This window comes from Sanguibacter gelidistatuariae (assembly GCF_900096585.1).
Lineage (GTDB): Bacteria > Actinomycetota > Actinomycetes > Actinomycetales > Cellulomonadaceae > Sanguibacter > Sanguibacter gelidistatuariae.
In genome coordinates, this window is record NZ_FMYH01000001.1 from 111315 (window position 1) to 133230 (window position 21916).

General features: G+C 69.9%; 25 protein-coding genes and 1 pseudogene. 8 read left to right on the plus strand and 18 right to left on the minus strand.

Annotated elements, in window-relative coordinates:
• Nucleotides 1-21: 21 nt before the first annotated feature.
• The 7 genes from BLQ50_RS00560 to BLQ50_RS00580 form a co-directional block, all read right to left on the minus strand.
• Nucleotides 22-801, minus strand: a complete 780-nt coding sequence (locus BLQ50_RS00560; RefSeq protein ID WP_483826437.1) for a TetR/AcrR family transcriptional regulator — start codon at nt 799-801, stop codon at nt 22-24.
• Complete coding sequence (locus BLQ50_RS19360) at nt 719-1036, minus strand: MafI2 family immunity protein (RefSeq protein WP_483826435.1); 318 nt, start codon at nt 1034-1036, stop codon at nt 719-721. The genes BLQ50_RS00560 and BLQ50_RS19360 overlap by 83 nt, the downstream gene beginning before the upstream one ends.
• Nucleotides 1033-1338 carry a polymorphic toxin type 50 domain-containing protein gene (locus tag BLQ50_RS19365; RefSeq protein WP_139185643.1) on the minus strand — a complete coding sequence of 102 codons (306 nt, stop codon included), beginning with the start codon at nt 1336-1338 and terminating at the stop codon, nt 1033-1035. Before BLQ50_RS19365 ends, BLQ50_RS19360 begins: the two co-directional genes overlap by 4 nt.
• 2 nt (nt 1339-1340) lie before the next feature.
• Nucleotides 1341-2306 (minus strand): NAD-dependent epimerase/dehydratase family protein, encoded by a 966-nt coding sequence (locus BLQ50_RS00565; protein WP_093180416.1) that lies wholly within the window; start codon nt 2304-2306, stop codon nt 1341-1343.
• A 30-nt stretch (nt 2307-2336) separates the two neighbouring features.
• Nucleotides 2337-5198, minus strand: coding sequence for an alpha/beta fold hydrolase (locus BLQ50_RS00570; protein WP_093180418.1), 2862 nt, complete (start codon nt 5196-5198; stop codon nt 2337-2339).
• A gap of 7 nt (nt 5199-5205) precedes the next feature.
• Entirely contained in the window at nt 5206-6234 is a 1029-nt protein-coding gene (locus BLQ50_RS00575) for a 3-oxoacyl-ACP synthase III (RefSeq protein WP_093180419.1), read from the minus strand.
• A 188-nt stretch (nt 6235-6422) separates the two neighbouring features.
• Nucleotides 6423-7064 carry a GntR family transcriptional regulator gene (locus tag BLQ50_RS00580; RefSeq protein WP_175558959.1) on the minus strand — a complete coding sequence of 214 codons (642 nt, stop codon included), beginning with the start codon at nt 7062-7064 and terminating at the stop codon, nt 6423-6425.
• A 175-nt stretch (nt 7065-7239) separates the two neighbouring features.
• On the opposite strand from BLQ50_RS00580, the gene BLQ50_RS00585 reads away from it, so the two are divergent.
• The 4 genes and pseudogenes from BLQ50_RS00585 to BLQ50_RS00600 all read left to right on the plus strand — a co-directional run.
• A complete protein-coding gene (locus tag BLQ50_RS00585; protein WP_093180422.1) occupies nt 7240-8826 on the plus strand; it encodes an AtzH-like domain-containing protein in 1587 nt (528 codons plus the stop codon).
• Nucleotides 8823-9644, plus strand: coding sequence for a cysteine hydrolase family protein (locus BLQ50_RS00590; RefSeq protein ID WP_245700811.1), 822 nt, complete (start codon nt 8823-8825; stop codon nt 9642-9644). The genes BLQ50_RS00585 and BLQ50_RS00590 overlap by 4 nt, the downstream gene beginning before the upstream one ends.
• Nucleotides 9641-10633, plus strand: coding sequence for a bile acid:sodium symporter family protein (locus BLQ50_RS00595; RefSeq protein WP_093180424.1), 993 nt, complete (start codon nt 9641-9643; stop codon nt 10631-10633). The genes BLQ50_RS00590 and BLQ50_RS00595 overlap by 4 nt, the downstream gene beginning before the upstream one ends.
• Before the next feature lie 252 nt (nt 10634-10885).
• Nucleotides 10886-11899, plus strand: a pseudogene (locus BLQ50_RS00600) (RNA polymerase sigma factor); the annotation flags it as partial.
• Between the two features lie 92 nt (nt 11900-11991).
• Here BLQ50_RS00600 and yccX read toward each other — a convergent pair.
• The 8 genes from yccX to BLQ50_RS00640 form a co-directional block, all read right to left on the minus strand.
• Entirely contained in the window at nt 11992-12267 is a 276-nt protein-coding gene (gene yccX, locus BLQ50_RS00605) for an acylphosphatase (protein WP_093180427.1), read from the minus strand.
• Nucleotides 12267-13202, minus strand: coding sequence for a Gfo/Idh/MocA family protein (locus BLQ50_RS00610; RefSeq protein ID WP_093180428.1), 936 nt, complete (start codon nt 13200-13202; stop codon nt 12267-12269). Before BLQ50_RS00610 ends, yccX begins: the two co-directional genes overlap by 1 nt.
• A gap of 162 nt (nt 13203-13364) precedes the next feature.
• The gene (locus tag BLQ50_RS00615; RefSeq protein ID WP_093180430.1) at nt 13365-13937 is read right to left on the minus strand and encodes an Asp23/Gls24 family envelope stress response protein; all 573 of its coding nucleotides are present in this window, start codon (nt 13935-13937) and stop codon (nt 13365-13367) included.
• Nucleotides 13934-14470 (minus strand): DUF6286 domain-containing protein, encoded by a 537-nt coding sequence (locus tag BLQ50_RS00620; protein ID WP_093181578.1) that lies wholly within the window; start codon nt 14468-14470, stop codon nt 13934-13936. The genes BLQ50_RS00615 and BLQ50_RS00620 overlap by 4 nt, the downstream gene beginning before the upstream one ends.
• Before the next feature lie 5 nt (nt 14471-14475).
• On the minus strand, nt 14476-14883 hold the full coding sequence (locus tag BLQ50_RS00625; RefSeq protein WP_217629059.1) for an Asp23/Gls24 family envelope stress response protein: 408 nt from the start codon (nt 14881-14883) through the stop codon (nt 14476-14478).
• 5 nt (nt 14884-14888) lie between these two features.
• The gene (locus BLQ50_RS00630) at nt 14889-15077 is read right to left on the minus strand and encodes a hypothetical protein (RefSeq protein ID WP_093180434.1); all 189 of its coding nucleotides are present in this window, start codon (nt 15075-15077) and stop codon (nt 14889-14891) included.
• A gap of 43 nt (nt 15078-15120) precedes the next feature.
• Nucleotides 15121-15477: a hypothetical protein gene (locus BLQ50_RS00635; protein ID WP_217629060.1), complete on the minus strand. Its 357-nt coding sequence runs from the start codon at nt 15475-15477 to the stop codon at nt 15121-15123.
• Nucleotides 15474-15941 (minus strand): Asp23/Gls24 family envelope stress response protein, encoded by a 468-nt coding sequence (locus tag BLQ50_RS00640; RefSeq protein ID WP_093180436.1) that lies wholly within the window; start codon nt 15939-15941, stop codon nt 15474-15476. Before BLQ50_RS00640 ends, BLQ50_RS00635 begins: the two co-directional genes overlap by 4 nt.
• Nucleotides 15942-16085: 144 nt before the next feature.
• On the opposite strand from BLQ50_RS00640, the gene BLQ50_RS00645 reads away from it, so the two are divergent.
• Nucleotides 16086-16649: an RNA polymerase sigma factor gene (locus tag BLQ50_RS00645; protein WP_093180438.1), complete on the plus strand. Its 564-nt coding sequence runs from the start codon at nt 16086-16088 to the stop codon at nt 16647-16649.
• Nucleotides 16650-16708: 59 nt separating this feature from the next.
• Here BLQ50_RS00645 and BLQ50_RS00650 read toward each other — a convergent pair whose 3' ends face one another.
• Nucleotides 16709-17599, minus strand: coding sequence for an FAD-dependent thymidylate synthase (locus BLQ50_RS00650; protein WP_093180439.1), 891 nt, complete (start codon nt 17597-17599; stop codon nt 16709-16711).
• Between the two features lie 359 nt (nt 17600-17958).
• Here BLQ50_RS00650 and BLQ50_RS00655 point away from each other — a divergent pair, with 359 nt between their 5' ends.
• Nucleotides 17959-18318 carry a hypothetical protein gene (locus BLQ50_RS00655; protein WP_093180441.1) on the plus strand — a complete coding sequence of 120 codons (360 nt, stop codon included), beginning with the start codon at nt 17959-17961 and terminating at the stop codon, nt 18316-18318.
• Nucleotides 18315-18608: a hypothetical protein gene (locus BLQ50_RS00660; protein WP_139185647.1), complete on the plus strand. Its 294-nt coding sequence runs from the start codon at nt 18315-18317 to the stop codon at nt 18606-18608. The genes BLQ50_RS00655 and BLQ50_RS00660 overlap by 4 nt, the downstream gene beginning before the upstream one ends.
• Before the next feature lie 52 nt (nt 18609-18660).
• Here BLQ50_RS00660 and BLQ50_RS00665 read toward each other — a convergent pair whose 3' ends face one another.
• Complete coding sequence (locus tag BLQ50_RS00665; RefSeq protein ID WP_093180444.1) at nt 18661-19206, minus strand: TetR/AcrR family transcriptional regulator; 546 nt, start codon at nt 19204-19206, stop codon at nt 18661-18663.
• Nucleotides 19203-21305 (minus strand): MFS transporter, encoded by a 2103-nt coding sequence (locus BLQ50_RS00670; RefSeq protein WP_217629061.1) that lies wholly within the window; start codon nt 21303-21305, stop codon nt 19203-19205. The genes BLQ50_RS00665 and BLQ50_RS00670 overlap by 4 nt, the downstream gene beginning before the upstream one ends.
• Nucleotides 21306-21509: 204 nt before the next feature.
• Between BLQ50_RS00670 and BLQ50_RS00675 the strand changes: the two genes are divergently transcribed.
• Nucleotides 21510-21908 (plus strand): MerR family transcriptional regulator, encoded by a 399-nt coding sequence (locus BLQ50_RS00675; RefSeq protein WP_093180446.1) that lies wholly within the window; start codon nt 21510-21512, stop codon nt 21906-21908.
• Nucleotides 21909-21916 lie beyond the last annotated feature (8 nt).

Below are 21916 nucleotides of genomic sequence, written 5' to 3' on the forward strand. Positions count from 1 at the left end.
TCGGCGAAAAGACGTATCACTCTATTTCGAAGCGATGAGCTGCTCGATGCCGTCGAGCACGCGAGCGAGGCCGAACTCAAAGCTCAGCGTCGAAGCCGATGCGCCGTTGTAGAGTTCGCCGACATTCTGGCCAACGCGACCAGAGAGCGGAAAGCGGCCGCCGTCCATCACCTTTTCGAGCAGCGGCGCGTTGATCTCCCACCAGCCACGGTCGCTCATGCCCGATGACTCGTTCGTGCGCTGAGCGGCGCGGGCCGCGCGCGCGGGGCCGGCGACGACGGAGACCAGCAGGGTGAGCGTCTGATCCATCTCGAGGTCGCTGAGCCCGAGCCCCTCGACGGCGGCGAGCTGCCACTCGTAGCGATCCGATACTCCAGGGCCGAGGGGCGGCCTGCTTGAGTCGACCTGCAGCAGCCAGGGGTGGCGGCCGAACTCTGCCCACTGCTGTCGTGCGATGTTCTCAAGGCGAGCACGAACCGTGCCCACGTGCGGTTCGAGCGGTGTTTCTGCGGCAATCGAGTCGACCATGAGCTCGATCAGCTCGGCCTTGCCCGGAACATAGGTGTAGAGCGACATCGCGCTGATCCCGAGCTTGTCGGCGACCCGGCGCATCGACACAGCCTCCAGCCCCTCCTCGTCGGCCAGCGCGATGGCCGCCTTGACGACCTCGTCGACGCTGGTCTTCGACGCCTTGACACCAAGTTGAGCCAGAACAGTCTTACGACGCCTCTTGCTCTCGGCGACGGTAGACCCATCGTTCGCCTGCTTCGAGTTCGCGCTTCTCGTTGGGTGGTGACGCAACAGCGGTGAATCGAATATCGACGGGTGGAAGGAAGTCTGCGAGAACATACGTTCCGACTTCAGCGGTGATCTCCTGCTCAAAGTCACCCACGGCCTCGTAGATGAACCTGGCCTCGATCAGCGGGTGCAACAGCTTGATGGCAATCCCACGCAGCTCAGGTGTTACCTCGTCCCAGAGGGCCCGTTGGAACGACAGCAGCACCTCCCTGAGGAACGCAGTGGAATCAGTGGTCACGAGGATCTCCCTGGAATTACGTGGATACTTCCGTCGGCGCGGTAGTGGAGCAGCCCGACCGAGGTCGGGCCGCTCACGCCGTCGCTCGACGTGAAGGTTCCGATGTTGTGTCCGAAGTTTATGCGCTCCCTGAATCCTGAGTAGCCCCTCGGAATGTTGCCCACGGGCATTCCCGTGCCGGCCCGTTGGATGAGAATCTCTGGATTGACGCCTGCGCGCGTAGGCGGGCTGTGCGCCGGGGCGCCGCACGGTGCCCCGGCGTGCGCAGCGGTTGCGCAGGATCGTGACGTTTTTTCGCCCATCGTCAGCGGTAGCTGACTGCCAACCGCGCCAGGCCTTCCTCGATCGACACGCCAGGCGTCCAGTCCAGGTCCCGGCGGGTGCGCCGCTGGTCGAACCAGTGCGCCGTCGAGAGCTGCTCGGCGAGGAATCGCGTCATCGGCGGCTCATCGGCCCCGGGGCGGATGGCCCACACCGCCTCGATCGCGCCGCCGGCCGCGCGGGCCAGGCCGGCGGCCACCTTCCACTGGGGCGGCCGGACGCCCGCCGCGCGGCAGATTCCCTCAAGCAGCTCGGCGACCATCCGCGGCTCACCGTTGGTCACCACGTAGGACTGGCCGTGCACGACGTCGGCCCGGTGCAGCGCCGCGAGGATTGCCGAGGCGGCGTTGTCGACGTAGGTGGAGTCGATGAGGGCGGTGCCGTCACCGAGCAGTGGCAGCCGGCCTGCCCGCGCCCGCTCGACGACGCGCTCGACGAGCTGGGTGTCCCCCGGGCCCCACACGAGGTGCGGGCGGACGGCGACGACGCGCAGTTCCTCGGAGTCCGCTGCCAGCGCCACGAGCTCGGCCTCGGCCTTAGTCCGGGCGTAGTCGCCGCGGGCGTGGGCGGGGTCCGCCGGGAGGGCGTCGTCGCCGACGATCGAGTCCCCGGCATGGGCCACCGACGGAGAGGACACCTGGACGAATGACCCGACGCCGTGGCGGCGCGCGGCCTCGAGCATGTTCTGGGTGCCGCCGACGTTGACCGCGGTGAAGTCCGCCCGGTCCCCCGCGAGGGACACCTTGGCGGCGAGGTGCACGATGGCGTCCATGCCGCCCGCGGCGCGGTCGACGTCGCCAACATCGGTCACAGAGCCGAGCACGTCACTCGCTCCGGGCACCCCGCTGGGGCGCCGCTGAAACGTGCGGACCTCGTGCCCGGCGGCGAGCATGTGCTCGACGACCGTCCGGCCGAGGAACCCGCTCGCGCCCGTGACCAGGACCTTCATGCTGCTCCTCGAATCATGGCAACCGTTGGATCACGGCAGCCGCCGGGTGGCGGAGGTCGGCGGGCGCAGGCGTCCGCCGGAGAGCGCGGCACCGGCCCAGTCGGACAGGTACGCGCGGTCGATCTTGGAGTTGTGCCGCACGTCCGTGGGCAGCGTGGGGACGACGAGGACTCCGGCGATCGGCTCGCGGCTCACCGCACGCACCGCCGCGGACAGCTCGCTCGTCGCCCGCTGCACCTTGCCCACCGGCGGTGCGGTCTCCACGACGGCGACGAGCTGCTGGGTACCGACCGGCCCGACGCCGACCACGGCCGCGCGCGCCACGCCGGCGAGCGACTCGATGTCCTGCTCGAGCCCGACCGGCGTCACAACGCCCGCCGCGGTCACCACGACGTGCGCGAGACGCCCCTCGATCCACAGCCGGCCGGCGTCGTCCAGGTGCCCGACGTCGCCGGTGCGGTGCCAGCGTTCGCCCGGCTGCGCGGAGGGCGCGGCCGGGCTGGCCGAGACGGTCACGGCGTCGGCCCCGGTGCCGGTGCCGGTGCCGCGCACGCTCGCCTCGTTGGTCAGCCACAGCCGGTCGTAGTGGTCCTTGAGGTGCGGGGCGCTCGCCACGATCTCCCCGGTCACCCCAGGGGTGTTGCTGGGCACACCGGTCGCCCGACCATCGGCGTCGAGCGCACTGATGAGCACCTTCGCGGGTCCGGTCGGGGTGCCGACGCAGACCCCGAGGCTGTGCCCGGCGGCCTCCGAGAGCGCCCGGGCCGCGGCGATGCCCTCGCCCGTGATGTCGGTGAGCAGCAACCCCTCGGTCATGCCGTAGGGCGTGTGCCCGGTCGCCCCGGGCATGAGCTGCCCGACGGCGCGGAGCAGGCTTTCCGAGATCGGCGCACCCGCCGAGAGGAAGGTTCGGACCCCGGCGAGTGCGGCGTGGTCGGCGTCGGTGAGCTCGTCGGCGGTCGCCACGACGTTGGTGATCGCGGCAGGTGAGAGGAAGACGACCGTGGCGTCCGCGGCGGCGACCGCCGCGGCGACCCCGCGCGCGGTGAGCGTGCGGGGCGCGGTGACGTCCATGTCCGGGGTGACCGACCGGGTGCCGAGCGCCGGGCCCAGCAGCGCGAAGGGCGCGAACCCGGCCACCAGGCCGGTGCCGACGCCGACGTCGTACTGTGCGCGGAGCACATCTCGGATGGCGCAGAGCTGGGCGTGGGTGTAGACGACGCCCTTGGCCGGGCCGGTCGAGCCGGAGGTGAAGAGGATCGCCGCCTCGTCGCCGGGGAGCGGCGGAGACGGCAGGACCGGGGCAGAACCGGCGCCGGACCCGAGCGCCACGATCTCGCGCAGCGTGTGGGTGACGCCCAGGGCGCGCCGGGCGGTCGGAGCCAGGTCGACGGCCGAGATCTTCTGGCCGGGCCAGCCGAGCGCACGGGCGGCCGTCAGGCCAGGCAAGGCGCCGATGACGTGGTCGGGCCACGCCCCGCGCACGGCGCGGGTGAGCCCGCGGACGCCGAGACCGGCGTCGGCCACGACGACGACCGCGCCGATGCGCAGGCACGCGTAGAGCACAGCGGTGAGGTCCGCCCCGGGCTGGACGAGCAGGGACACCCGATCGCCGTGGCGGACGCCGACTGCGGACAGGCCCGCGGCGATCTCGGTGACGCGCCGGGAGAGCAGGCGCCAGCTGACCGTGCGCGGGGCGGGGCCCGACGACGGCGCCATCTCGACGAGCGCAGTGTCCCTCGACGAGCTGAGCGCGTCGAGGTAGTCCCACATCGGGCGCAGGTCGTCCGACCACCGCAGGGGTGCGGGCTCGGTGGCGGGCGTCGCAGGGCCGGCCGCGGGAGCGGTCTCGGCTGCGGCGTCGCGCGAGGTCGCGGCGTCGGGCGGGGTAGCGGCGTCGGGCGAACCCTCCGGGGCAGCCGTGGTCGCCGGGCGCACGCCGTCGAGCCAGTGCAGGACCGCAGCCGTGTAGTCGACGTCCTCGGCGACCAGGTGACCCGCACCTTCAAACCGGTGCACGTCAGCATGTGGCAGGCGGCCGACGAGGTCGTCCAGGTAGCGGTCGCTGAAGATCGGGTCGCGTGGGCCCCAGAGCATGAGGGCGGGCACGTCGAGGGAGCGCAGCCCCTCGGCGATCCGGTCGAGCTCGACGCGTGAGGGGTGATCAGAATCGACGGGAATGTCCGCGACGAAGCCGCCGATGCCGCCGCGGCGGGCGGCGCCCGCGTAGGGAGCGCGGAAGCCGGCCTTGACCTCGCGGCTCAGCGGCGGGTGTGCCAGCGCGAGCGTCGTCTCCAGGAAGCCGGGGGTGCGCACGGTCGCTGCGCCCAGGATCGCCGGGCGCAGCGCCAGGCGCAGCGGCGCTGGGATCGGATCGGCGGCGGGCTGGTGCACTGCCGTGTTGAGCAGCATGAGCGCGCGGAGCTGGTCGGGGTGGTCAAGCGCCCAGCCAGCGGAGACGACGCCGCCCCAGTCGTGCCCGAGGGTGACGACCGGTCCGGTGAGGCCGACATGCGCGGTGAGCTCACCGAGGTCGCGCACCCGCTGCGGGAGGCCGCGCTGCACACCCGTGCGTTCGGAGAAGCCCATGTCGAGCTGGTCGACGGCGATCACGCGCCATCCAGCAGCGGCACCCTGGCTGACCAGCTTGCGCCACAGGTAGGACCACGTCGGGTTCCCGTGCACGCAGAGGATGGTCCCGACCGGCGTCACACCCAGGGCGTCGAGCTGGGCGCCGTTGTCGAGCAGGTGCCACGTGCGAGATGCGCCACCGGCGTCCCGAGCGGGCACGGTCACCAGGCGGGAGAAGTCGGGGTCGAGGCCGTCGAGGCCGCGCGGAGGCAGCGCCGCCGGCGCCGTGATCGACGCGGAGGCGGGAAGGTCGTATGTCACCGGTCCGTCACCACGCGATCTCCATCATGGCGGTGTTCAGGCCGGAGCCCACACCCATGAGCAGCACGCGGTCTCCCGGGGAGAGCGTCGCGGCCTCCTCGGACAGGGTGATCGGGATGGACGCCGGTCCGACGTTCCCGTAGCGGGAGTACGTGACCGGCACCTTGGACCGGTCGAGCCCGGCCGCCTTGACGATCGCGTCGGTGTGGATCGAGGAGACCTGGTGGAGGATGTAGCGGTCCATCGAGGACCAGCTCCAGTCCTTCTTGGCCTCCTCCCAGGCGGCGACGACGAGCTCCATGCCGCCCTTGAGCAGCGCCTTGGCGTCGGTGTACATCCCGTTGACCGATCCCACGCACAGGTCGTTGAACTGGGTGGCCGCTCGCGTGACGCCGCCGAGAATCCGGTGGCCCGAGGCATGCAGGTCGGCCGGGCCGAGCAGCGCGGCGGCGGCCCCGGAGCCCAGGGTCAGGCTCGCGAACTCACTCATGAACTCCTTGCGGCCGATCCCAGGACGGTTGAGCCGCTCGATCGTGTTGTCCTGGATCTCATCGGCGTCCTCGCCGTTGATGATCATCGCGTAGCGGATGGCACCGGAGTCGATGAGCTGGGCGGCCAGGCTCATGCCGTTGACGAACCCGAGGCACGCGTTGGCGAGGTCGAAGTTGATCGCCGAGGACGGCAGGCCCAGCCCGTGGTGCATGCGCACGGCGACGGAGGGTTCGAGGTGCTTGCGGGTCACCGAAGTGTTGATGATGAGGCCCACCTCGCTGGCGTCGATGCCCGCCTCGGCGAGCGCCTTCTCGCCGGCCTCGATCGCGGCGGACTCGAAGGTCTGCCCCTCGGCCCAGTTGCGTCGCTCGGCGATCCCGGCGACCCGCTGCAGCAGACCCGAGGGCAGCCGGAGACGCTTGAGCGTGGCCGCCAGGCGAGATTCGATCTCCGCCGACGTCGTCACACGGTCGGGCAGCGTCGTGGCGAGTGACAGCAGGGCCACATTCTGATGGGCCGATGTTGCATTGCCGTTCACGTGGATCCCCTACATTCGCCGAACTGACCGTGGTGCCAACACGCAATCGTTTCATCTGCCGAGCGATCCTGCGCACCTGTCCCGCGGATGGGACGTCGCCAAGGCGTGAAAGTTTCGTGTGACTCGCCCGCTACGGTGAGCAGACGGCGAGGCCAGAGGCTTGCTCGACGCGAGACGACGAGCCACCCGTCGGGTCAGTCGACCGATCCGCGCAGCGTCGTGCGGCGCGACCGGTCGATGTGCTCGACCATGAGGTCCCGGGCACGGTCGGAGTCCCGGTCGACGATCGCGCGGACGATCTCGGCATGCTCGGCCCAGGACGAGGGCGCCCGGGCCTCGACCGTCCCGCGGTAGATCCAGGCGATCTTCCCGGAGATCTGATTGAACAACGACACGAGCATGGGGCTCGCACTGGCCTGCGCGATCGCCCGGTGCAGATCGGTGTTGAGCTGAGGCAACAGCTCCGTGCGCCCTTGTGCGAGGGACTCCTGCCCCGCCGCGAGGATGGAGCGCAGCGCCCGCAGTCCCTCCGGGGTGATCTCGAGCGCCGCACGGGCAGCCGTCAGCCCTTCGACCGTCGTGCGCACCGTGAACAGGTCGCGGGCGTCCTGCTCGCTGATCACCGCGACGGACCGGATGCGCGGCCGGTCCGCGACGATGAAGCCCTCGCCCTCGAGCATCCGCAGCGCCTCGCGGACAGGTACCCGGGAGACGCCGTACCGCTCACTCAGACGCGCCTCGGTCAGCCGCTCCCCCGGTTCCAGGTGCCCGTCGATGATGTCCTGGCGGAGCAGGTGCGTCACCTGCCCGACGAGGTTGACCGCTGGTGTGCTCATAGCAGCCCACCCTAGTCGGTCAGGTATACATCCGCCAGAGACGCCTTTTCCCGCGATCGACACGTTCAGCAGCGCGAAAACTGCTCGAAACATCCTTCGTATACATTGGTGGAAGAAGCGGCCCACAAGCCACCACAGCTCCAGCAGCACCCCGGACTCGCCCAGGAGGAACCCGATGCCAGCCCCTCACACGCAGCTCCTGCGGGCATTCTGGCGCTACGAGCAGGCGCTCATGACCAACGACGTCGTCGCTCTCGACGACCTCTTCGCCGACTCCCCCGCGACGATCCGCAGCGACGGCGGGACCACGCTCGTCGGGCACGAGCAGATCGCGGCGTTCCGCGCCGGGCGTCCGCCCGTCGCGGCCCGGCGCCTGACCCGGGTGCACGTGCGGGAGGTCGACCCCGCGACGGCGGTCATCGTCGCGGAGTCGGTCCGGGCCGATGGCGGGACCGGGGCACAGACCCAGCTCTGGTCGCGCGGCCTGCTCGGCGCCTGGCAGGTCAACACCGCCCACGTCTCCCTCGCGCCCGCGCCCGCGGCCCCGCGCCTGCCCGACGACGCCGACCTCACGTCGATCTGGCGGGTCACCGTCGACGACGCCGCGACGCCGTTTCCCAAGTCGCCGTTTCCTGAGCCGCTGGTCCCCGTGGGTCCGCTGAATGGCCTGACCGTCGCCGTCAAGGACCTCTTCGCGGTCGCCGGCCAGCAGGTCGGCGCCGGCAACCCCGCATGGCTGGCCGCGGCGCCGGTCGAGGCGACCTCCGCCTGGGCAGTCACGGCCCTGCTGGCCGGCGGCGCACGAATCGCCGGGATCGCCCAGACCGACGAGCTCGCCTTCTCCCTGGCCGGCACGAACATCCACTACGGCACCCCGCCCAACGCGGCCGCGCCCGGGACGATCACCGGCGGGTCCACGAGCGGCCCCGCCGCGGCGGTCGCGGCCGGCCTCGCCGATGTCGCGCTCGGCACGGACACTGCCGGGTCCGTGCGGGTCCCCGCCTCCTACTGCGGCCTCTACGGCCTGCGCACCACGCACGACGCCGTCCCTCGCGGTGGGCTGGTCCCGCTGGCTCCGTCCTTCGACACCGTGGGCGTGCTCACCCGCACCGCTGGGCACCTCGCCGCCGCCGCCGACGCCCTGCTCCCCGCCCAGGACGTGGTCCCGGTGACCCGGATCGCCGTCGTCCCGGCGCTCATGGACCTTGCCGAGCCGGCGGTCCAGAAGGCCGTCGAGGCGGCGCTGCTCGCCCTGGCGCTGCGGTCCGAGGCCACCGTGGAGACGGTCACCGAGATCGGGCCGGGCGCGCTCGAGGCGTGGTTCACGGCTTTCCGCACCGTCCAGCAGGCCGAGGGATGGGCTGTCCACGGGGCATTCGTCGCGAGCCACCCGGGTGCCTTCGAGCCCGCGGTCGAGGCCCGCTTCCACGCCGGCGCGCAGATCACCGCGGCCGAGCACGAGGCCGCGAGCGCGGTCCTCGAGCAGGCCCGCGCGACCCTGAGGGCCCTCGTCCCGCCCGGGACCGTGCTCGCCCTGCCGAGCACGTCCAGCCCAGCTCCTCGCGTCGACGCCGGAGCGGTCGAGATCGACTTCACCCGGGCAGCAACCCTGCGCCTGACCTGCCTGGCGAGCCTCGCCGGGCTGCCCGCCCTGTCCGTCCCGACCCCCCGGGTGGGCACCGCACCGGTCGGGCTGTGCCTGGTCGGTGGCCCCGGGCAGGACCGCACCCTCGTTGAGCTTGTCACCGGAGGATCACTGTGAACACCCTTGACCAGATGGCCCGTCGCCCGGCAGATCCCGCCCACGCGCCCCGCAACGCTCGTAACTCGTGGACCTTGACCCCCGAGACCGCCGACCTGCGCCGCCCGGCCCGCCCTGCGCGCCCGGTCACCTTCGACGCCGCCCCACAGCACCTCACCCTCGACCTGTCCCGCACGGCGGTCGTCGTCGTCGACATGCAGAACGACTTCTGCCACTCCGACGGCTGGCTCGCCGGGATCGGCGTCGACGTCACGGCGGCCCGCGCGCCCATCCCCGTCCTGACCGCCCTGCTGCCCGCGCTGCGCAGCCAGGACGTGCCCGTCGTCTGGCTCAATTGGGGCAACCGCCCCGACCGCGCGAACCTGCCGCCCGGCGTGCTGCACGTCTACGACCCGGCGGGGACCGGCGTCGGCATCGGTTCGCCGACCAACGCGGCCGGCTCCCCCGTGCTCGAGGCAGGCTCCTGGTCCGCGGGGACGGTTGACGAGCTCGTGGCGGCGCCCGGGGACGTTCACGTGGACAAGTACCGGATGAGCGGTTTCATCGACACCCCGCTCGACTCGATCTTGCGGGGCCTGCGCGTAGACACCGTGCTGTTCGCCGGCGTCAACGCCGACCAGTGCGTGCTCTCCACGCTCATGGACGCCGCCAACATCGGCTACGACGTCGTCCTTCTCGAGGACGCCGTCGCCACGACATCACCTCAGTTCTGCATGGATGCGACCATCTACACCGTGCGCCAGTGCTTCGGATTCACCGCCCAGACCCCAGACCTGCTCGCCGCGTTGCCCGCCTCTGTGATCGGAACGGACCGATGAACGGCATGCGGCACCTGCTCGCCCGCGTCGACCCGTTCATCGCGGCGCTGCTCGGCGCCGTCGTCGTCGCCTCGCTGCTGCCCGCGCGCGGCGCGGCGGCGGACGTGCTCGAGTACGCCGTCGTCATCGCGGTGGGTTGGCTGTTCTTCCTCTACGGGGTGCGCCTGCCGACCAAGGAAGCGGTCAACGCGCTGCGCGACTGGCGCCTGCACGGGACCGTGCTCGCGGTGACCTTCATCGTGTTCCCCGTGCTCGGCCTGCTCACCCAGCTGCTGCCGGAGTCGATCATCCCGACCGACCTCGCGCACGGGCTGCTGTTCCTGTCCCTGCTGCCCTCGACCGTGCAGTCCTCGATCGCCTTCACCTCGATCGCCCGCGGCAACGTCGCGGGCGCGGTCGTGGCCGCGTCCTTCTCCAACCTCGCCGGCGTGGTGCTCACCCCGGTCCTGGTCGCGGTGCTGCTCGGGGGGACGGTCGGCTTCTCGGCGGACTCGATCGGCAAGATCGGCCTGCAGCTGCTCGCACCCTTCGTCGCCGGGCAGCTGCTGCGCCGCTGGTTGGCGCCGTGGGTCCTTCGCCACAAGCGTCTGACGACGTTGACCGACCGCGGTTCGGTCATCCTCGTCGTGTACTCCGCGTTCAGCCAGGGCGTGGTCGACGGAATCTGGACCACGGTCTCGGTCGGCTCGATCATCGCGGTCGTGGGCGTCTGTGTGGTGCTGCTCACGGCGGTCCTGGGGATCACGACGTTCCTGGGGAAGCGCTTCGGCTTCGCCCGCGCCGACCGCGTGGTGCTGCTCATGTGCGGGTCCAAGAAGTCCCTCGCGAGCGGAATCCCGATGGCGACCGTGCTGCTGCCGGCCGCGAGCATCGGCTTCATGGTGCTGCCGTTGATGATCTTCCACCAGATCCAGCTGCTCGTCTGCGCCGTGATCGCCCGAAGGATGGGCGACGCCGCCGAGCCAGAGCCAGCCGTCGCGGCGTCCTGATGCCACGGCTAACCCCCGTTTCCCCCAGAAATCGACGCCGCACAGGTGGGCTGCCCGCATCGCCGGATACAATGGCTGTAGCAGCGAAACCCGACCGTCGATGGCGGGTTCTGCGTCCGACTCCGCCACTCAGCATCCACTGGAACGCTTAGGCCCCATTGGCCCTGGTGGCAGGCGCGCGCACGACTACGCTGACCCAGAGCGGTCAGCACACCAGAGGGGCACGCTTCGATGACCAGCACTCCCGCACTCACCGCCGAGACCCCGCTCACGGCCGAGACTCCGGCGGACGAGGACTCGTTCCTCCTCTCCCAGGACGACGACGATGCGCCCGCGCCCGTAGTCGTCTCCGCCGGCGCGACGAGCGATCCCGTCAAGGACTATCTGAGGGTGATCGGACGGGTCGGACTGCTCACAGCCGCCCAAGAGGTCGACATCGCCCGACGGATCGAGGCCGGGCTCCTCGCCCAGCACTATCTCTCCGGCGCAGCGCAGCACAAGAAGATCTCGAAGAGAGAGCTCGACCTGCTCGCTGCTGACGGGCTCGCCGCAAAGCGGCACCTCATCGAGGCCAATCTGCGCCTGGTCGTGTCGATCGCGAAGAAGTACACCGGTCGCGGCCTGCAGTTCCTGGACCTCATCCAAGAAGGAAACACGGGGCTCATCCGCGCGGTCGAGAAGTTCGACTACGCCAAGGGCTTCAAGTTCTCCACCTACGCCACCTGGTGGATCCGCCAGGCCATCACCCGGGGGATGGCGGACCAGTCCCGGACGATCCGCATCCCCGTGCACATGGTGGAGGTCATCAACAAGCTCGGCCGGATGCAGCGTCAGATGCTCCAGGAGCTCGGACGCGAGCCGACACCCGAAGAGCTTGGTCTCGCGCTCGACCTCACGCCGGAGAAGGTCGTCGAGGTCCAGAAGTACAGCCGCGAACCGATCTCTCTGGAGACTCCCCTGGGCGAGGACGGAGGCAGCAGCTTCGGCGATCTCATCGAAGACTCCGAAGCGGTCTCGCCGCTCACCGCGGTGAGCTTCTCACTCCTGCAACGCCAGCTCTTCGATGTCCTCGACACATTGTCCGAACGCGAGTCCGGCGTGATCTCCATGCGGTTCGGCCTCGTCGACGGCCAGCCGAAGACGCTCGAGCAGGTCGGCGTGACCTTCGGCGTCACGCGTGAGCGGATCCGTCAGATCGAGGCCAAGACGATGTCCAAGCTGCGCCACCCCAGCCGGTCCCAGGTCCTCCGCGACTACCTCGACTGATCCCCGCTGGTCTCCCGCTGAGTGCGGCCGTCTGGCTGGACAAACTGCCCGTCGGGCAGCCATCTGCCCGCACTCAGCGATAGGGGCATCGGTCAGGTGTCGCCCTCGACTTCGAAGCCTGTGTCGCCGCGCGGCTCGCGGCCACTGACCCGCACCTGGCGCACTCGCGCGTGCGCAGGTCCGGCCTTGAGCCACGTCACGAGCTGCCCGACGGCGTCCGCGTCACCCTCGGCCTCCACCTCGACGCCGCCATCGGCCTGGTTGCGGACGAGCCCGGCCAGGCCCAGGCGCTGGGCCTCGCGGTAGGTGGCATAGCGGAAACCGACGCCCTGGACTGTGCCGGTCACGACGGCGCGCACGCGGATCATCAGATCCGGCTCAGCTGCCCAACGACCTCTTCGCACAGCTCGTGCGTGCGGACGGCGTCTGCGGCGTCGAGCACCCGGCCCGCGGCCACGGCGTCGACGAACGCGCCCACCGCGCCGGCGAATCCGCGCTGCTCGCCGACCGACACCCATTCCTGGCGGCGGCGCACGGTCACCGACCCGCCCGCGTACTCCGTAACCTCGGCCAGGTCACGCACGCGCGCACGGCGGCCCGGGGCGAACACGTCGAGCTCCTCGACCGTGGCGCCGCTGTCACGGTCCATCAGGCCGGTCGCCCTGCGCTGGCCGTCGCGCAGCACCACCTCGATGCGGCGCAGCTGGCCATCTTCGCGGCGGGCACTGACGTCCACGCCGTCGGCCCCCTCCGCCCCGAGGAAGCGCAGAGAGTCGAGCACGTGGATGAAGTCGTCGAAGACGAGAGACCGGTCGTCGTCCGTGCGGCCGGCCGCGACCTCAGAGACCCGCGGGGAGGGCGCGGCGTAGCGGTGCTTGCCGAGGACGATCGTGTCGCGGTCCGCCCACGCGGCGAGGGCCGCGTACTCGGGCGCGAAGCGGCGGTTGAACCCGACGGCTAGGCTCACGCCCGCGGACCGGGCCGCCTCAGCGAGGCGGGCGGCCCCCGCGGCGGAGTCGTCGATCGGCTTGTCGACGTAGACGTGCACCCCGGCGGCGATGAGCTCGGCGAGGATCTCGGCGTGCGCGACGGTCGCCGCGTGCACAAAGGCCACGTCGAGGCCGGCGCGGATCGCCTCGGTGACCGACGCGAAAGCCTGCTCGATCCGATAGGCGCGGGCGACGTCGTCGCGCACCGAGGCGGAGCGGGTGACCAGCACGGGGGTCAGGCGCGGGTCCGCGCACAGCACAGGCAGGTAGGCCTTGCGGGCGATGTCGCCCACGCCGATGATCGCGGCACGCATGAGTCTGGGTCCTCCTCCGCGCCGCGGCCGATCCGTCAGCGCTGCCGCGGACACTACGCCACGATCGTCCGCTCCGGCGCAGGAACTCACGCGTCGCCATCGACGACCGGCTGTCGCGCCCCTGCCAGCCGGACTCCGCGGCGTGGCGACCAGGTCGGCACGTCAGCTGAGGTCTCGGCTGGTGTTCTGGCCCGGGCGGAGCTGGATGACCACGGGCAGACCTGGATCGTCCAGGGCCTGGCGCAGGTGCGGGACGACCTGGGTCTCCAGCTGGCTGCGGATCTCGGCGACGTCTGCCCGCCGGGTCAGGTCCACGACCAGATCGAACCGAGGTCCACCGCGATCACGTAGGCGACCGGAGGCGCTCACCACCCCGGGGAGGCCCTCGACCTCTCCGGACAGCGCACGCGTGATCGCCGAGGCGTCGAGGGTCGTGATCCCGTCCCGCTGGTCGTCAGTGAGGTCCAGCTCCCCCAGGTGGTCAGTGCGCATCTGGAGCAGCAGCCACTTCAGTCCCACCAGTGCCACCAGGAGCGACACCACCGCCAGCGCGGGCCAGAACCACCACGAGTCCGCGGCCAGGTCCCGCAGCGATTCGGGAAAGATCTCGTCGGCCGCGGTGTCGGAGCCGAAGCCGCCAAAGCTCGCCACGAGCCCGACGGCGCCACCGGCAACCAGGATCAGGCCCACCACCGTCAGGTCGGCGCGGTTGGCGGCATTCACACGAGAGCTCATCGTTTCTCCCTGGAGGTGACGCGGACCTTGGTCGCCAGCGTGTCGACCAGCCCGAGATCGGTCAGTCGGTCGGCGACCGCGGTCTCGATCCCGGCTCGCAGGTCGTCCGGAGCCCGGGTGCGGCTGGTCGCATGGACGGTGGCTCTGCGTCGGGACACCGTCGCCTGTGCCGAGGTGACACCGTCGGCCTCGCGGGCGACCTGGGCCAGAGCGTGCTCGATGCCACGCCTCGAGGCGGTGACCGTGACTGCCACTGGTCCGTCGGCGCGGGAAGCCAGGGTGAAGGCGGCGGGTCGGCCGCGCTTGAGGGCAAGCACGAGCAGCCCGAGGCCGACCAGCACCGCAACGATCAGGATCGCGCGGATCGTGGCGGTCTCCCACGTCTGCTCCCGGAACCACGTCGTCCGCTCGCGGGGCAGCAGCCAGGGATCCCTCCCCAGCAGTGCCAGCACGATCTCGATCGCGCCGAGGAGGCCGCCCAGCAACAGGACCAGTGCGAGCAGGACCGAGAGGACGCGGCGTACCAGTGTCATCTCGATCACCGCACCCGGGCCGCGTGAGCGGTGTCAGGAGGGAGGTCGACCACGTCGATGTCGACGTGGTCGACCGTCACCTGGGTGATCTCGGCGAGGTCAGCACGGATGCGGCTGCGGACCTGCTCGGCGACCGAACGCACCGAGGCCGGCCACCGCACCCCGATCTTCGCATGCACGGTTGCGACGCTTCCATGCACCTGGACCCGGACCTTCGCCTCGTCGTCGGTGTCGCGCTGACCCATGGTGAGGCCGAGAACCTTGCGAGGAGCGGCGATCGCATCGGGCACCCAGGTGACCGCGTACCCCGCCACCCGCTCGACGACACGGTCGGAGATGTGCAGCTGCCCGCGCGTCTCGGGTTCGCCGTCCGTCTCAGGCGCGATGAGGCCGCTCGGCCGCGCTCCGCTCACGGGGCTCATTTCGAGGAACGGCGGCCGCCGCCGCCCAGGTACTGGGTCAGGTCGATCTGACCTGCGGAGACCTTCCCGACGAAGAAGCCGATGGCACCCAGCAGCGCGGTACCGACGAACGCGTCGAATCCTCCGATGACCCAGGCCAGACCGAGCAGCAGTCCGGTGAACAAACCGACGATGGTCGGTGACATGGCAACCTCCAGAAGAGCTCGTGGGACGGTGCGAGGGTGGGGCTCATCGCTCGAGCCCGTGGTGGACGTATGCAGAACCGACCGCGGTGGTTGGTTGGACGTCCGCGACATGCACGTCGACAGGGCGACCGAGGGCGTACGGGGCGACGGCACTGCGGACCTGAGCGGCCAGCTCCGTCACTGGGACCCCGATCACGCCCACCAGAGCAATCTGTATCCCGCGGTCGTCGACGTGCACTCCCGCTACCCGACGCCCAGGCAGATAGGTGGCCACCGGCCGATGCCCGCCAGAGTGCAGCGCCACGACCGCAGGGCACCTGAGGACTGCCGCTGCGATGAGGTCGGCAGGCTCGATCGTGACGACGTCGGCCGTAGGGTCGGGCGCCGATGACGAGGTCACTGGACTCGCGCCTCCTGCTCGCTGTCATCGTCGCTGGGAAGGTGGATGTCGTTGACCGAGATGTTGACCTCGGTGACCTCCAGCCCGGTCATTCCTTCGACAGCCGAGATGACGTTGCGGCGCACGGCCCGTGCGACGTCGGAGATGGAGACCCCGTACTCGGTGACCAGGTCGAGGTCGACCGCCGCCTGTGTCTCGCCGACCTCGACGGACACGCCCTGGCTGGCGGACTGCTGGGCGCCGGGGATCCGCTCGCGGAGCGAGCCGATCGCCCGTGCTGCGCCCCCGCCGAGCGCGTACACCCCGGACACCTCGCGGGCGGCGAGGCCGGCGATCTTCTGCACCACACCATTGGCGATCGAGGTGCGGCCCTGCGCGGTCTGGAGCGGTTCCTGGTTCGAGGTCTTCGCCAGGCTCGAGGTGGTGCCGGGAACGGGGCTGGAGGAAGTAGTGGGTGTGCTCACGGTGGATCGTCTCCTTGAACGGTGGTCTGCGGGCCACCCACCGCGCCGGTTCTCCGGCGTCGGTCGATGATGGTGACCAACGCCTAGTTAGACACCGCTGAATGCGAAGGGTTACACCCCACATGCTTTTCGAACGGGTCCGTCATGAACGCCATCGGCTCAGGACCGTCTGAGGACTCGGGCTGGCAACGTGCGCTGGTCGCTCAGGCCCGCGTCGGTGACGAAGACGCGTTCGAGACGCTCGTCCGCCTCCATCAGGATGTCGCCTACCGCGTCGCGCTGCGCATGACGGGCAGTCCGCAAGACGCCCAGGACGTCGTCCAGGATGCTCTGCTGGCCGCGTGGCGGGGCCTTCCTGCCTTCCGCAGCGACTCGCTGTTCGGGACCTGGCTCGTTCGCATCGTCATCAACCGATGCCACAACCTCAGCCGAGCCGAGCATCCGACCCAGCCCCTGAGAGACGAAGAACCCGATACTCGCGGTCCGGCGACCGACACGGCGGTCGTCACCCAGCACCACCACGATGCCGCCATCCGAGCGGTGATGGCCCTGCCGTTCGACCAGCGTGCGGCCTTGGTCCTCCACACCTTCAGCGGTCACACCTATGCGCAGGTAGGTGGCATCCTCGGCATCAGCGAGAGTGCGGCGAAGGTCCGCGTGCACCGAGCCCGCCGCGCCCTGGTCACCCGACTTCAGGACTGGAGGTAACCACCGCGTCCGGTCAACGGCTGCCGTGCGGCGGTTCCTACGACGACGTCCAGTGAGTGCTAGGTCCGGGCGGCGAAGTCGGACTCGAACGGGATGTCCAGCCGCAGCTGGCGCCACCCGGAGTAGTTGGCGAACCGTCCCGGTTCGCTGACGGCCGCATGCTCCATCGGACTGAGGTGGCCCGCACCGGCCAGCCGGCCATAGCGCTCGAGGTCCTGGGAGACCGACGACTCCTTCCAGTGCGTCTCATAGGAGACGCGCGCGCACCGCGCGGCTGAGACACGAGCCAGGTCGGTTGCCGGGAGCGCACCGGTGCGCTCCTCGTCCGTGACAAAGGGCAGGTGCCAGGTTCCCCAGGACGACGCGCTCGGCGTCGAGGCAGCCAGCGCCTCGCGCATGGCCTCCGCGGTCAACCGGATCTGACGCTGGGCGTCGGGGTGGCACCGCAGCCCGAAGAAGTTCGACCAGTCCGTGGCCGAGATGATCGCCGTGTGCCACATGAACGGCTCGAGCAGTCGGTTGGCGATCTCCTTGGCGACGCTCGGTGCCGCCGGGTCGGCGACCGCAGCCGCCAGCACGTCATAGAAGTCCTCGTCCCCGGGGTGGGGCACCGCGTCGCCGGTGAGCAGCTTGCACGCATGCCCGACGGCGCTGTCCCGGGCAGCAAGCCAATCACGCCGGGCTGCGCCGTGGTCGCCCTCGTCGAGGAACCGTCGAGGCTGCATGCCGGTGGAGTACGCGGGGAATTCGTCGGGGACGAAAGGGGTCTCGAGAACGGCGCGGATCTGCTTGGTGACCGGGATCGCCCGCGAGGAGGCCGAGTTGCGGCTCAATGCCCGGTGGGTGTTGACCTCCGCCAGGACGATCCGCGGGAAGGTGACCACCATCGTGGTCAACCGGTCCCCGTCTGGAGCGATCGAGTCCGCGACGACATCGGCTCGGTATCCCATCAACCCACCAACCTCCCATAGGTACACGGGCCCGATCCAAGGACCCCAGGTTTCATGCCGCTTCTGTACCGATTGAAGCTGCTCGGTGAGTGAAGCGTAGTGGACGTGTCGGCACGAGTCAGAGTGAGAAGTCGACGACGATCCTGCCGTGAACTCTGCCGGCTTCGATCTCGGCCAGTCCTGACGGTGAGCGTCCAGTCTGGCGACGCCATCGGAGCCGAGCCGAGATAATTGCGGCGACAAATCTGGCTGCGAGATCGCTATCTCGCACAGACCCCGGGTGCTACGTTTGCCCCATGGGGGCATACTTTGGCATCCACGCCTTCACTTGTGCGTCATGGCAGACAACAGGAGGAAGCATGAGAGCTTTTGGAAAGACAAGCGGAGCGCTCATCGCGGCGGCGGCGATGTTGGTCGCGAGCAGCGCGATTGCCCAGGCCGACAGCAGCGGGGTTGACGGTGCGGACCTGGTCAAGGGACCCGGATACGTGATCGTCGGTCCACATGGTTCAGATGCCGCAGCGACCACTCATGGGGATTTCTATCCGACAGGGGACATCGACCCGGATACCCTCATCGTCGTTCGTAACGACGACGGGAGCCTGCCTGGCGGCATCAGCATCGCCCAGCTTGAACAGCTGTTGGAGGCGCAGGCAAAGGGTGACTATGCCGCAATTGAGAAGGCGGGATTCGCGGTGCCCCGTACGGAGTCACAGTGAATCCAGCCGCAAAGAAGTGCATTCGGTGGTCGATTGGACTGTTCGTTGTCGGGGCTCTCCTCCTGGTGTATCTGCCTGACATCTACATGGCGATCAACAATCGAACAGGTCCCAATGCAGAGCTAGGCCTGGGCTTCCTTACCGTCGCACTCACACTCGTGCAGTGGACCTTGATGCCTGTCGGCGCTTCGCTGATCGGGGCAGCGGTGGTTATCCAGGTGCTCGCTGGAGAGACCAAACATCCGGCGGAGGATCCGGTCCGCGACCGGAATCGCAATCGCAACTTCTGAAGAACTTGCGCGGCGTGGAACGTCCTGGAGGAGCGGCGCTCCCGCCAGCCGATCAAGCGTCGCCGTCGACGACTGATTGGACCAGAGCGCCGTAGCCCCTGATCAGATCCTCGCTCGGAAGGTCACCCGGGGTGAGGAGGCCCAGGGTGCGGATCGTCCCGGCCAACCCGAGCAGGAGCGCGATGACCAGCTGGGACGTGATCCGGTCGGGCGAGGTGTCCGAGATCCGCTCGGAGATCGCCCTGAGATACCTCTCCCTGAGTTCGGCCGCAATGCTCTCTGGGACCGGCGCCTCATGGATGAGGAAGGGCAGCATCGCCCACCGTTCGGCCTCGCCTGCATCACGCCGCTCGACGATGGTGCGCACGAGGGTGAGACCGATCGCGCCGCCAGAGCCCGCCGACTCGTCCGCGGGCAGGTCCGACGGCGCGGCGGCCGCGTAGAGCTCGGCCTTGCTGCCCATCACCTTCATCACCATGGCCGGGGAGAAGCCCGCGCGGTCGGCGACGTCCTTGATCGTCGTGGCCGTGTACCCGCGCTCGGCGAACAACTCCTGGGCGACGGCGACGATCGTCTCGCGGGTGGTCGGGGCGGTCATGAGGTCACCGGCTCTGGATCGGCAAGCTCGAGGTCGACGACGACCGACTGCGCCAGGACGACGATCTGACGTGTGCGGGTGCGTCGGGCGGCCGGGTCCAGCATCGTCAGGAGGTACCGTCCCCCGGCGGGCAGTGTCAGCTCGTAGCTCCCGTCCGGTCCGCTCCTGGTCGAGGCCAGGTGCTCCCCGCCCGTGCTGGTCAGGACGACGAGGCAGCCCTCGAAGCCGGCGCCGTCGAGCATCGCGCGTCCGGACAGGGTGAGCCGCTCGCCCAGGGTGATGCGCAGCGGGGCAGTATCCGAGAGGTCGACGACCTGCGACTGCGGAGCCCACCCGTCCGCGCTGGCGACCACGAGGTAGCGGCCGGCGCCGGGCAGGACGACGGAGAGCTCACCGCCGTTGTCGGTCCGGCTCCAGTCGACCGGCTCCCCGGACAGCTCCATGACCACCACGACCGCCTGACGGATCGGGCGCAGGTCGGCGCGCAGCACGTTCATGCGCGCGACGATCTCCTCGATGGCGGCCTCGGTGGTCACCTTGCCCGAGGGCACGGTCACTGAGGGCGCGGCCAGGGTGGGCACCTGGCCCGGCCGCGCTACGCGGCCGGGGGGCGCGGCGTCGGGCAGGGTGCCCAGCGCGCCGACGGGGACAGGGCCGGCGGGCAGCGCGGGAGCCGCTCGCGGGATGAACAGGGTGACCACCACGGCGATCACGCCCGCGAGCGCCGCCGAGGCGAAGATCGCCTTGAACGCGCCCTCGGTCGGCATGCTCACGCCCGCGACCTCCATCGTGAAGCCGGTGAGGAAGGCCGCCACCAGGGCGCTCATCGTCGAGGTGCCGATCGAGCGGACGAGGGTGTTGAGGCCGTTGGCGGAGGCGGTCTCGGTGATCGGGACCGAGCGCATGATGATGATCGGCATCGCGGAGTAGGCGAAGGCGGTGCCGATGTTGACCAGGACCGAGCCGGTGATGATCATTCCGATCGACCCGGTGGCGAAGGCTCGGAAGACGTACGCCCCGACGAGGACCAGGCCACCCAGGATGAGTGTCGACTTCGGCCCGAAGCGCCGGGTGACGACGGCCGAGATCGGTGAGAACACGACCATCGCGAGCCCCGCGGGGACCATGCACAGGCCCGCGGTCAGGGCGCTGAGCCCAAATCCGAAGCCGGAGATCTCCGGCAGCTGCAGCTGCTGGGTGGTCGAGAGGCTGTTCGCGTACATCGCGAAGCCGAGCAGCAGCGCGGCGATGTTTGTCAGCAGCACCGGGCGGCGGGCCGCGGTGCGCAGGTCCACCATCGGCTGGTTGACCCGCAGCTCGAAGGGGAACCAGATCGTGAGCGCGACCGCGCTCACGACGAAGGCGAGGATGGTCGGCTCGGTCGTCCAGCCCCAGTGACCGCCCTTGGAGACGCCGAGCAGGAACCCGGTGAGGCCGATCGAGAGCAGGATGGCTCCGGTCACGTCGAACCGGCCCTTGGTTCGCACGGCCGACTCCGGGATCACGGCGACGATCGCGACGAAGAGCAGCACACCGGCGACCGCGGACACCCAGAAGATCGAGCTCCAGCCGAAGTGCTCGAACATCAGGCCGGACAACGGCAGGCCGAGTGCGGCGCCGATCCCCAGGGTCGCGCTCATGAACGCGGTCGCGGAGGCGACCTTTGCGCGGGGCAGCTCGTCGCGCAGGATCGCGATACCCACGGGGATGAGCGCGGAGCCAAAGCCCTGGAACGCGCGGCCGACGAGGACGGTCGGGAAGGTGGCGCCGAGCACCGCGATGAGCGAGCCGAGAATCATCATCGACAAGGTCACGAGCATCATCTTGCGCTTGCCGAACATGTCCGCGAGGCGCGAGACGATCGGGGTGGCGACCGCCCCGGTGAGCAAGGTGATGGTGACGAGCCAGGACGCGTCGTCTGTGCTGATGCCGAGGATCCCGGGGAAGTCCGGGAGCAGCGGGACCATGAGGGTCTGCTGCAGGGAGACCGTCACGCCGGCCAGGCAGAGGACCGTGGTGATGAGGGTGCTCGATCGGCGGGGTGTGGGGATTCCGCTTCGCGGTCCGGTGGGTGCGGTCGGGATGGTGGACGTAGACAAGACTCTCCCCGGGGGTGGTGAATGCGCGTTCACCGTCCAGTGAACGCCCGTTCACTGAGATGCGCAACTCGCAGGCCGCCTCATGGACGACGACGGAAGCTGGTGAGCATCCCGGTCTACGAACCCGACGGCACGACGGTGATCGGCGAGTTCCACTTTGGATAACCCTATTCCTCGATCCCGCTCGAGGTGTTGAATGGACGCATGGACCTATCCATCGCCGAGGCCGCCGAGCGGACCGGGTTGACCGTGCACACCCTGCGCTACTACGAGCGCGACGGCCTGCTGCTGCGCGGCGTCGACCGCTCGGCCACGGGCCACCGCCGCTACACCGACGATGACATCCGCTGGATCGTGCTGCTCACCCGGCTGCGGTCAACCGGCATGCCGATCCGCGAGGTCAGCCGGTATGCCGCGCTCGTCCGCGAGGGGGACGGCAACGAGCAGGCCCGCCTGGACATCTTGCGGGCGCACCGGCAGAACGTGCTCACCCAGCTGGCCGAGGTGACCGAGCACCTAGGGGCGATCGAACGCAAGATCGGGATCTATGTCGACCGAATTGAGAATCCCTTGACTTCGAGTGCACTCGAAGGAGTTGGCTGAGGCTCATG